Origin of the sequence: Actinoplanes sp. NPDC048791 (assembly GCF_040650095.1) — a bacterium.
In the GTDB taxonomy this organism is placed as follows: Bacteria; Actinomycetota; Actinomycetes; order Mycobacteriales; family Micromonosporaceae; genus Actinoplanes.
In genome coordinates, this window is record NZ_JBEZGQ010000220.1 from 1 (window position 1) to 10,461 (window position 10,461).

Annotated in this window: 9 protein-coding genes and 1 pseudogene; 7 read left to right on the forward strand and 3 right to left on the reverse strand. The window is 70.5% G+C overall.

The window, feature by feature from the left end; translation table 11 throughout:
- A partial coding sequence (locus AB0C29_RS18120) for a LacI family DNA-binding transcriptional regulator (RefSeq protein WP_360821491.1) occupies positions 1–963 on the reverse strand: 963 nt, incomplete at its 3' end.
- Between the two features lie 106 nt (positions 964–1,069).
- Between AB0C29_RS18120 and AB0C29_RS18125 the strand changes: the two genes are divergently transcribed.
- Genes AB0C29_RS18125 through AB0C29_RS18140 form a run of 4 tightly spaced genes read left to right on the forward strand, consistent with a single transcriptional unit; the run spans position 1,070 to position 6,322 of the window.
- Positions 1,070–3,172, forward strand: coding sequence for a beta-galactosidase (locus tag AB0C29_RS18125; protein WP_360821493.1), 2,103 nt, complete (start codon positions 1,070–1,072; stop codon positions 3,170–3,172).
- Positions 3,169–4,098, forward strand: coding sequence for a sugar ABC transporter permease (locus tag AB0C29_RS18130; protein WP_360821495.1), 930 nt, complete (start codon positions 3,169–3,171; stop codon positions 4,096–4,098). Before AB0C29_RS18125 ends, AB0C29_RS18130 begins: the two co-directional genes overlap by 4 nt.
- Positions 4,095–4,955 carry a carbohydrate ABC transporter permease gene (locus tag AB0C29_RS18135; protein WP_360821497.1) on the forward strand — a complete coding sequence of 287 codons (861 nt, stop codon included), beginning with the start codon at positions 4,095–4,097 and terminating at the stop codon, positions 4,953–4,955. The genes AB0C29_RS18130 and AB0C29_RS18135 overlap by 4 nt, the downstream gene beginning before the upstream one ends.
- A gap of 35 nt (positions 4,956–4,990) precedes the next feature.
- A complete protein-coding gene (locus tag AB0C29_RS18140; protein WP_360821499.1) occupies positions 4,991–6,322 on the forward strand; it encodes an extracellular solute-binding protein in 1,332 nt (443 codons plus the stop codon).
- A gap of 75 nt (positions 6,323–6,397) precedes the next feature.
- On the opposite strand, the gene AB0C29_RS18145 is transcribed toward AB0C29_RS18140, so the two are convergent.
- Entirely contained in the window at positions 6,398–7,984 is a 1,587-nt protein-coding gene (locus AB0C29_RS18145; RefSeq protein ID WP_360821501.1) for a methyl-accepting chemotaxis protein, read from the reverse strand.
- Positions 7,985–8,013: 29 nt separating this feature from the next.
- Positions 8,014–9,087 (reverse strand): multiple monosaccharide ABC transporter substrate-binding protein, encoded by a 1,074-nt coding sequence (gene chvE, locus AB0C29_RS18150; RefSeq protein ID WP_360821504.1) that lies wholly within the window; start codon positions 9,085–9,087, stop codon positions 8,014–8,016.
- 155 nt (positions 9,088–9,242) lie between these two features.
- Between chvE and AB0C29_RS18155 the strand changes: the two genes are divergently transcribed.
- The 3 genes and pseudogenes from AB0C29_RS18155 to AB0C29_RS18165 form a co-directional block, all read left to right on the forward strand.
- Positions 9,243–9,638: a YbaB/EbfC family nucleoid-associated protein gene (locus AB0C29_RS18155; protein ID WP_360821505.1), complete on the forward strand. Its 396-nt coding sequence runs from the start codon at positions 9,243–9,245 to the stop codon at positions 9,636–9,638.
- On the forward strand, positions 9,635–9,955 hold the full coding sequence (locus AB0C29_RS18160; RefSeq protein ID WP_360821507.1) for a type VII secretion target: 321 nt from the start codon (positions 9,635–9,637) through the stop codon (positions 9,953–9,955). Before AB0C29_RS18155 ends, AB0C29_RS18160 begins: the two co-directional genes overlap by 4 nt.
- Positions 9,952–10,461: pseudogene (locus AB0C29_RS18165) on the forward strand (hypothetical protein); the annotation flags it as partial. The gene AB0C29_RS18160 and the pseudogene AB0C29_RS18165, both read left to right, overlap by 4 nt.

Genomic DNA, 10,461 nt, shown 5'->3' on the forward strand with positions numbered 1-10,461 from the left:
CTCCTCGCCGCGCAGCTGCCGCAGCACCAGATCCGCCGCGTTCCGCCCGATCTCCCGCGCCGGCTGGTGCACCGTCGACAGTGGCGGCTGCGTGCGCAACGCCCACGAGCTGTCGTCGAAGCCGACCACCCCGATGTCCGTCGGCGCGCTGCGACCCGCGTCCCGCAGCACCTCCAGCGCCCCCGCCGCCAGCGCGTCCGACGCGGCGAAGAGCCCGTCGATGCGGGGCTCGCGGGCCAGCAGCTCCCGCATGCCTTTCACCCCGGACGCGTAGTCGTACAGCGGCACCTCCGCGACCAGCCTCGGGTCGAAGCGGTCACCCAGCGCCGCCCGGAAGCCGGTCAGACGGTCGGCGCCGGAGTCGCGGTCCAGCGCCGCCGCGATCATCGCGATGTGCCGGCGGCCGGTGGCGGCCAGCCGTTCGGTGATCGCGCGGGCCGAGCCGACGTTGTCGATGCCCACGTACGGGATGCTGCGGTGCAGGTCCGGCGGGTGGCCCACGAAGGTCGCGGGCAGCCGGAGCTCCGCGATGACCCGGGTGATCGGGTCGTGGCTGCGGGCCGAGACGATGATCGCCCCGTCGACGAAGCCGCCGCTGAGGTAGCGGGCCACCCGTTCGGTGTCGCGGGCCGAGTCGACGACCAGGTTGACCATCTGGTGGTCGGCGACCGAGAGGACCTCGTTGGCGCCCAGCATGATGGCGCCGATGTTGGGGTCGTCGAGCAGCAGCGAGTGCGGTTCCAGGGCCAGGAAGCCGACCGCCTGGGAGCGGCGCATCACCAGGTTGCGGGCGGCGGTGTTGGGCACGTAGCCGACCTCGGCGATCGCGGCCTCGATGGCGGCGCGGGCCTCGGCCGAGACGTAGCCGCCGTTCAGGACGCGGCTGACCGTGCCACGCGAGATCCCGGCCGCCGCGGCGACGTCGTGGACCGTGGCGCGTCTGGGCTTGCTCGGCGGGGCCACGTCAGCAGTGTAGGGCCGGCCTATTGACCTGGTCCGGAGGCCGTGCCTAGTGTGTGCACGTTCACACATCCGACATGGCCCTGTTGCCGCGGCGCAATGTGTGCACGTGCACACACGTGACGTGGAAGGGGATCCGATGGCGGGCATCAGCCTCGGTTGCGACTACAACTTCGAGCAGTGGCCGCCGGAGGTGTGGGCCGAGGACGTCGCGCTGATGCGTACGGCGGGCATCGACCTCGTGGCCGTCAACATCTTCGGCTGGGCGAGCATCGAGCCCCGGCCCGGTGAGTACGACTTCAGCACCCTCGACACCATCATCGCCCTGTTGCACGACAACGGGATCCGCATCAACCTCGGCACGGGTACCTCGTCACCGCCGCCCTGGCTGACCACCCGGCACCCGGAGATCCTGCCCGTGGCCGCCGACGGCACCACCCGCTCTCCCGGTGGCCGGCAGGCCTGGTGCCCCAGCTCGCCGGTGTTCCGCGAGCACGCCCTGGCCCTGGTCGAGCAGGTCGCCCGCCGGTACGGCGACCACCCGGCGATCGCCCTCTGGCACGTCTCCAACGAGCTCGGCTGCCACAACGCGCTCTGCTACGACGAGGCCAGCGCCGAGGCGTTCCGGGCCTGGCTGGTCCGCCGTTACGGCAGCATCGACGCGCTCAACCAGGCCTGGGGCACCTCGTTCTGGAGCCAGCGCTACGCCGGCTTCGCCGAGGTCCAGCCGCCGCGGCTTGCGTTGTCCCTGCGCAACCCGGGTCAGCTCGTGGACTTCCAGCGGTTCAGCTCCGACGCGCTGCTCGAGCACTACCGGGCCGAGGCGGCCGTGCTGCGCCGGCACAGCAGCGCGCCGGTCACCACCAACTTCATGGTCACCGCGCACATCCGCGCGCTGGACTACTGGAGCTGGGCGCCGGAGATGGACGTCGTCGCCAACGACCACTACCTCGACCACCGTCTGGGCGACCCGGACGCGGAGCTGTCGTTCGCGGCCGACCTCACCCGGGGGCTGGCCGGCGGACGGCCCTGGATGCTCATGGAACAGTCCACCGGCGCGGTCAACTGGCAGCCGTACAACCTGGCCAAGGTGCCCGGGCAGATGCTGCGCAACTCGCTGACCCACGTCGCGCGCGGCGCCGACTCGGTCTGCTTCTTCCAGTGGCGGGCCTCGGCCCAGGGTGCGGAGAAGTTCCACTCGGCGCTGGTGCCGCACGCCGGCACCGACACCGCCGGCTGGCGCGAGGTGCTCGAGCTGTCCGCGACGCTGGACGCGCTCGCCGAGGTGGCCGGCACGACGGTGCGGGCCGAGGTGGCGGTCCTGTTCAGCTGGCAGTCGTGGTGGGCCACCGACACCGAGGCCCGCCCGTCGCAGGACGTGCGGTACCTCGACCAGGTGCACGCGGCCTACCGGGCGGTGCGCCGGCTCGGCGTGACCGCCGACGTGGTCGCTCCCGGTACGGACCTCAGCCGGTACCGCCTGGTCATCGTGCCGTGCCTGCACATGGTCTCGGACGAGGACGCCGCCGCGATCAACACGTACGTGGCCGATGGCGGGCACGCCGTGGTGACGTTCTACAGCGGCATCGTCGACCTCGCCGACCGGGTCCGGCTCGGCGGCTACCCGGGCGCGTTCCGGGAGATGCTCGGCGTCGTCGCCGAGGAGTTCTTCCCGCTGCTGCCCGGCCACCAGGTCACCCTCACTGGGGGAGCGACCGCCACGCTCTGGACCGAGCACCTGCGGGCCACCACCGCCGAGATCGTCGACCGCTACGCCGACGGGCCGCTGCCGGGCGTCCCGGCGGTCACCCGCAACAGCCACGGCCAGGGCACTTCCTGGTACGTGGCCACCGCGCTGGACGACGACGGCCTGCGGGATCTCCTGCGCGCCGCCGTCCGTGGGGCCGGGGTCCGGGCCACCGGTCCGGAGAGCGACGGCTCCGTCGAGGTGGTCCGCCGCGCCGGCGGCGACCGCAGTTACGTCTTCGTCATCAACCACGGCCGGCAGGACATCGAGCACCCCGTCACCGGACGCGACCTGGTCACCGGGGAGGCCGTACCCGGGTTGCTCAAGGTCGGTGCCGGTGCCGTCCGTGTCGTCAGAGAGGAAAGCGTCATGACGGACTGCACCGAACCTCGCTCAGCGCGGGTGCGCGGCGGCCGTGACGGCGAGGGCCAGGAGGGCATGACAAGAGAGGCGGAGTCGGCATGACCGTGACCGAAAGCCGGATCGCCGGGGCTGCTCCGCCCGCGGCCCGGCCCCCGCGCCCGCGCCGTTCCCGGCACACCCGGGCAGTGTTGTTCTTCGTGGTGCCCTTCGGGGTGCTGTTCGTCCTCTTCTACCTGGTGCCCATCGGGTACGCGATCGTGCAGTCGCTGTACAAGCTGGAGCGCACCGGCACGTTCGGCCCGGCCCGCGAGGTCTTCGGCGGGCTCGTGCAGTACGAGCGGGTCTTCGCCGACGGCCCGTTCTGGGCGTCGGTCGGCCGGGTGCTGCTCTTCGGTGCCGTCCAGGTGCCGGTGATGCTGGGCCTGGCCCTGCTGCTGGCCCTGCTGCTCGACTCCGGGCTGGTCAAGGGCCGGCGCTTCTTCCGGCTCGCGTTCTTCGTGCCGTATGCGGTGCCCGGGGTGGTCGCCGCGATCATGTGGGGCTACCTGTACTCGCCCAACCTGTCGCCGTTCACCGCGCTCACCCGCAACGTCGACTTCCTCAGCGCCGACCTCGTGCTGTGGGCCATGGCCAACGTCGTGACCTGGGTCTACGTCGGCTACAACATGCTGATCATCTACTCGTCGCTGCTGTCGATCCCCACCGAGATCTACGAGGCGGCCCGCATCGACGGGGCGGGGCAGTTCCGGATCGCCTGGTCGGTGAAGATCCCGCTGGTGCTGCCGGCGATCGTGCTGACCACCGTCTTCTCGATCATCGGCACGCTGCAGCTGATCGCCGAGCCGCAGGTGTTCCGCAGCTTCAGCTCCGCGGTGTCGAGCACCTACACGCCGAACCTCACCGTCTACTCCACCTCGTCGATCCCGAACTTCAACCTGGCGGCGGCGTTCTCCGTGGTGCTGGCGCTGGCCACGTTCGCCCTGTCCTTCACGTTCCTCAAGGCCACCCAGGGCCGGAGCGAGCGGTGAGCGCCCCCGGTCTGAAGGTGCGCGAGAGCCTGCTCTCCCGGACCGCGGCGATGATCATCATGGGCGTCTGCACCGTCTACTTCCTGGTGCCGATCTGGTGGCTGTTCGTGGGCTCGTCCAAGAGCCGGGAACAGATCACCGGCACCAACCCGATCTGGTTCGCCGACTTCAACCTCGGCGCCAACCTCCGCGAGCTGCTCGCCTACGGCGACGGGGTGTTCCTGCGCTGGATGGTCAACAGCCTGCTCTACACCGGCGGGGCCGCGCTGCTGGGCACTCTGCTCGCCGCGATGTGCGGTTACGCCATCGCCAAGTACCGCTTCCCCGGGCGCGAGACGCTGTTCAACGTCGTCCTGGGCGGCGTGCTCGTCCCGGCCAGTGCCCTGGCCCTGCCGCTCTTCCTGATCTTCAGCAAGGTCGAGGCGACGAACACCTTTTGGTCGGTGTTCCTGCCCAGCGTGGTCAACCCGTTCGGGGTCTACCTGGCCCGGATCTACGCGACCGCCAGCGTGCCCGAGGAACTGCTCGAGGCCGCCCGGCTCGACGGCTCCGGCGAGGTGCGCAGCTTCTTCACCGTGTCGGTCCGGCTGATGTTCCCGGCCCTGGTGACGATCTTCCTGTTCCAGTTCGTGGCCGTCTGGAACAACTTCCTGCTGCCGCTGGTGATGCTCAGCGACGAACGGCTCTTCCCGGTGACGCTCGGCCTCTACTCCTGGAACAGCCAGGTGAGCACCATCCCGGAACTGCGCGGCCTGGTGATCGTCGGCGCGCTGCTCTCGATCACGCCCCTGGTGGTCGCCTTCCTCTTCCTCCAACGCTACTGGCGCAGCGGTATCGGCGCCGGAGCAGTCAAGTGATCCGCCTCAATCCCGTCCATCACAAAGGAAACGTTATGCGCGCATCCCTCCGGTCGGCCGGCGTGCTGCTGACCTCCGCCTTGCTGCTGGCCGCCTGCTCATCCGGCGGTGGTGACGACTCCGGCACGGACACCGCCGCGGCGTCGTGCAAGCCGTCGTCGGGCCCGGTGACCCTCACCTACACCTCGTGGATCCCGAACCTCGAGGAGGTCGTCAAGGTCTGGAACGCCAAGAACCCGAACATCCAGGTGAAGGTGCAGACCGGCCCGAACGGCAACGGCGGCACCTACCAGAACTTCTTCAACCAGCTCAAGGCCGGCAACGCCCCCGACCTCGGGCACATCGAGTACGACGCGCTGCCCAGCTTCCGGGTCCAGGACGGCCTGGCCGACCTCGGCGGCTGCGACATCGTGGCCAAGGCCAAGGACCAGTTCGTGGACTGGACCTGGAACCAGGTCACGTTCGGCGAGCAGGGCAAGGTCTTCGGCATCCCGCAGGACTCCGGCCCGATGGCCATGTTCTACCGCGCCGACCTGTTCGACAAGGCCGGCATCGCCCCGCCGACCACCTGGGACGAGTACGCCGCGGCCGCCGAGAAGGTCAAGGCCGCCGGTGGCTACATCACCAACTTCTCGCAGAGCGACATCAACCAGTTCGCCGGGCTCGCCTGGCAGGCCGGCGGCCGCTGGTTCACCAACGACGGCAACCAGTGGACGGTCTCGCTGGACGACCCGAACACCAAGAAGGTCGCCGACTACTGGCAGGGCCTGATCGACAAGAAGCTGGTCTCGGCGGTGCCGCCGTGGACCCCGGAGTGGGACAACGCCTACAACACCGACAAGGCCTGGACCTGGGTCTCCGCGGTCTGGGGAGCCAACTCCATCGCCACCGGCGCGCCGAAGACGGCGGGCAAGTGGAAGGTCGCCCCGATGCCGCAGTGGGCTGCGGGGGACAAGAAGGCCGGTAACTGGGGCGGTTCGTCGACCGCCGTCTTCAAGGGTTCCAAGCACCCGTACGAGGCGGCGCAGTTCGCCCTGTGGCTGAATACCTCCGAGGAGGCGCTGACGCTGCTCAACGAGAAGGCGCAGCTGTACCCGGCCACCAAGGCGGGCGCCTCGCTGCCGGCCCTCAAGCAGGGCGTCAAGTTCTACGGCGACCAGGCGATCTACGACGTCTTCGCCGAGGCCTCCGGCCAGGTCACCCCGGACTTCACCTGGGGACCGACGATGACCGCCACCTACGCCAACGCCTCCGACGGGTTCAAGGCCGCCGTCTCCGGCAAGGGCACCCTGAACGACGCGCTCACCGCCGCGCAGGCGTCCACGATCCAGACGCTCAAGTCGCAGGCGATCCCGGTCAAGGAGTGACCTGACGATCATCCGTCCGCGGGCCGCGGGCACCGGCTTCGTGCCGGACGCCCGGGGCCCGCAGGCGGCTGCCGGTCAGTACTTGAAGTGGCTGACCAGGGACTGCAGGTGGTGGGCCATGCCGCTGAGCTCGACGACCGCCTGCCGGGACTGCCCGATGCCCTCGGTGCTGACCTGGGTGGCGTCGGCCAGGCCGGTGATGTTCGTGGCGATGTCACCCGCTCCGGCGGCCGCGGCCGCGACACTGCGGCTCATCTCCTCGGTGGTCGCGGTCTGCTCCTCGACCGCGCTGGCGATCGTGGCCTGGTAGTCGTTGATCTCCGCGATGACCGAGCTGATCTCGCCGATCGCGGTCACCGCGCCGGTGGTGTCCGTCTGGATGGCCTGGACCCGGCGGGAGATGTCCTCGGTGGCCCGGGCGGTCTCCTGGGCGAGGTCCTTGACCTCGGAGGCGACCACAGCGAAGCCCTTGCCCATCTCGCCGGCCCGGGCCGCTTCGATGGTGGCGTTGAGGGCGAGCAGGTTGGTCTGCTCGGCAATGGCGGTGATCACCTTGATCACGTTGCCGATCTCGGCCGAGGACTCGCCGAGCTTGCCGACCTGGGCGGTGGTGGCCTCCGCGACGGAGACGGCCTTGCTGGCGACCTCGGCCGCCGCGGTGGCGTTCTGCGCAATTTCGCGGATCGACTGGCCCATCTCCTGGGTGCCCTTGGCCACGCTCGACACGTTCTCGGAGACCCCGGCCGCGGCCCGGGACACCGTGTGCGCCTGGCCGGCCGACAGCTCGGCCGAGTTGGCGATGGTGGTCGAGGTCGCGGACATCTCCTCGGCGGCCGCGGCGACCGAGTCGGCGGAACCGGCGACCGACGAGACCACCCGGCGCATGTTGGCCTGCGCCTGGTCCAGGGCCTGGGCCATCTGCCCGACCTCGTCCCGGCCGGTTACGTCCGCGCCGACGGTGAGGTCGCCGTCGGCCATCGCCCGCAGCGCGGTCCGGACCCGCTGCAACGGCTGGGTGATCGACTGCACCACCACGTACGCGAGCAGGCAGACGACCAGAGCGGCCAGCGCCACGGCGATCCACAGGATGCGCTCGGCCCGTTCCCGGCTCGCGGCGGCGGACCGCTGCGAACGCTCGACGGTGTCCAGGAACAGCGCCCGCTCGTTGGCCAGCACGGCGCTGATCAGGTAGTTGTCAACCCCGATCTGCTCCCAGGAGAGGCGGGCGGCGCCCTGGTCGACCCCGGCCCCGGCCACGAAGCGGGTCAGCGTGGCGGTGTAGTCGGCGGCGACCGTCTTGATGCGTTCCACAGCGGCGGCCAGCCCACCCGGCAGCGACACCGCCTCCAGCTTGGTCACCAGCGCGTTGGTGGCGTCGACCTGCTCCTTGAGCAGGGCGGCCTGGGCCTTGGCGTCGGCTCGGATGACCGACTGCAGGCCGTTGACCTTGAGCTCGCTGGCCGCCCGGTCGAGCTGCAGCACCAGGGCGCTGGCCGAGGTCAGCGTCTCCAGCCGGTCGGCGGTCCGCTCGGCGTTGCGGTTGTTGACCACCGTCACCACCAGGCAGCCGGCCAGGGCCACCAGGCTCGCGGCGACCAGCACGGTCAGCTTGACCCGGACGGAAAGATCCAGGAACCACCGGGTGGCGCGAACGCTGGTCATCGACGGCTCTCCTCGCGGGTGCTGCGGCATCAGGCGGTGACCTCGGCGGCGGTGTAGTAACCGCTGTCGACCAGGACGCGCCGGTAGTTGGACTTGTCGACGTTGACCGGCTGCAGCAGGAAGGTGGGGATCACCTTGACCCCGTTGTTGTACTGCTCGGTGTCGTTGACCTCCGGTCGCCCGCCGGTCAGCAGCGAGTTGGTCATCTGTACGGTCACCTTGGCCAGCTCCCGGGTGTCCTTGTAGACGGTCTCGGTCTGCTTGCCGGCGGCGATCAGCTTCACGGAGTCGAGCTCGGCGTCCTGCCCGGTGATGACGGGCACCTTCTTCGCACCGCCGTACCCCGCGGCCCCGAGCGCGTCGAGAATGCCCCGGCTGAGCCCGTCGTACGGCGAGAGCACGGCATCAACGCGCGCGGACCGGTAGTGCTCGGCAAGCAGCCGGGCCATCCGCTTCTTGGCGACCGCACCGTCCCAGCGCAGCGTGGCGGCCTTGGCGAAAGCGGTCTCGCCGCTGCGCACCACCAGCCGGCCGGAGTCGATCTGCGGTCGCAGCACACTCATGGCACCGTTGAAGAAGAACGTGGCGTTGTTGTCGTCCGCGGAGCCGGCGAACAGCTCGACGTTGAACGGCCCCTTACCCTTGAGCCCGTCGAGGATCGCGGTGCCCTGCAACACCCCGACCTTGAAGTTGTCGAAGGTCGCGTAGTAGCTCAGGTCGGCGCTGTCCCGGATCAGCCGGTCGTAGGCGATCACCGGGATCTTCGCGGCCGCGGCCCGCCCCAGCACATCCTTGAGCGCGGTCCCGTCGATGGCGGCGATGACCAGCGCCTTGGCGCCCCCCGCGACCATCGCCTCCAGCTGGCCGACCTGGGCCTTGATGTCATCGTCGGCGTACTGCACGTCGGGCCGGTAGCCGAGCAACGTGAACTGGCGGGCGAGGTTGTCCCCGTCGGCGATCCACCGCTCACTCTTCTTGGTCGGCATGGCGATACCGACACTGCCCCGATCCGGCGCGGCGGCGATGTCGTCCCCGTCGTCGCCTCCGCACCCGGAAACCGCCAGCACCAGCAGCACGGCGACGAGCGCCCGTCTCCCCAGCATCAACCGGCCCTCTCGGTGCGACAAAACTCCGTCCGACGCGAAACACGAGAAGCCTATGCCCGGCAATCCCCCGATAAGTGGCATTTCACGGATACACCGACGTGGCACCGGATCGCTACCGTGACCCATCGACACGGGTCGACACGGGGGTGGTCATGAACGCCGAGGCGTGGGACAACGATCCCATTCTGGAACCCGGTGCGGCACTGGACCGGCTGGCCGCCTGGAAGGACCGGATCGACCGGCTGGCCACCGACACCAGGGCGATGAGCGTGCAGCTCGACCGGCTCCGGGTCACCGCCACCGACGACAGCGGGACGGTGGAGGTGACCGTCGACGCCCAGGGCGCTCTGGTGGACCTGCGGCTGAGCCGGGGGATCCAGCAGCTGGAACCGGAACGGGTCGCCGACGCGATCATGACCACGATCCGGGCGGCCAAGGGCCGGGTCGCCGGCCGGGCCCAGGAGATCGTCGCGGAAACCATCGGCACGGAATCGCCGGCCGCCCGGGCGATCGCCGCCCAGATCGGCGAACGGCTGAGCGCGCCGTGACCGACGAGCTCACCGTCGACGCGGCCCAGCTCCGCCGGCACATCGCCCACCTGGAAGCGGTGCGCGCCCGGTTCGACGCGGTCAGATCCGCCGGCGCCGCCATCGCCCAGGACGGCGCGGCGTACGGGTTGCTCTGCGGCTGGCTGCCGCCGGTGCTGGAAGGGCGCCACCAGCGGCAGGACAGCCTGGTCGGGTACGTGGCGGAGAACCTCGCGCTGGCCGCCGACGCGCTCGCCGAGGTCGCCGCGGCCTACGAGGACACCGACGCTGGCGCCGCCGAAACGGTCCGCAAGGCCGGCGAACGGCCGGGGCGATGAGCGACCATTCACTGGTCGCCGACGTGTCGTCGACCCGTCAGCCGTGGACCGGGATGTCGCTGGCGGAGAACTTCGAAGGCCTGGTCGCCGCGATCAAGAGCGAGGGCTGGGTCGACGACCTGCTCGCCGGCGCGGCCTTCGGGACCGAGGTGGTGGCCACCGCGATCGACCCGTTCAGCGCGCTGCTCGCCAACGGCCTGGGCTGGGCGATGGAGTACTTCGAGCCGTTGCAGCACATGCTCGACCAGCTCGCCGGCATGCCGGACGTGGTCGCCGCGCACGCCGCCACCTGGGACAACATCGCGGCCGAGCTGAGCGACACGGCGGAGGAGCTCAGCTCGTACCTCACGAGCGATCTGCCCGACTGGAACGGCCGGGCCGCCACCGCGTACGCGGGCATGATGGGCCACAACGTGGCCGCCGTCGGCGGACTGAGCGCGGTGGGCGGCCGGCGGGGGGGGGGGGGCGCGGCCCGCCCGCGGGGCCCCCCCCCCCCCGGCAGCTGG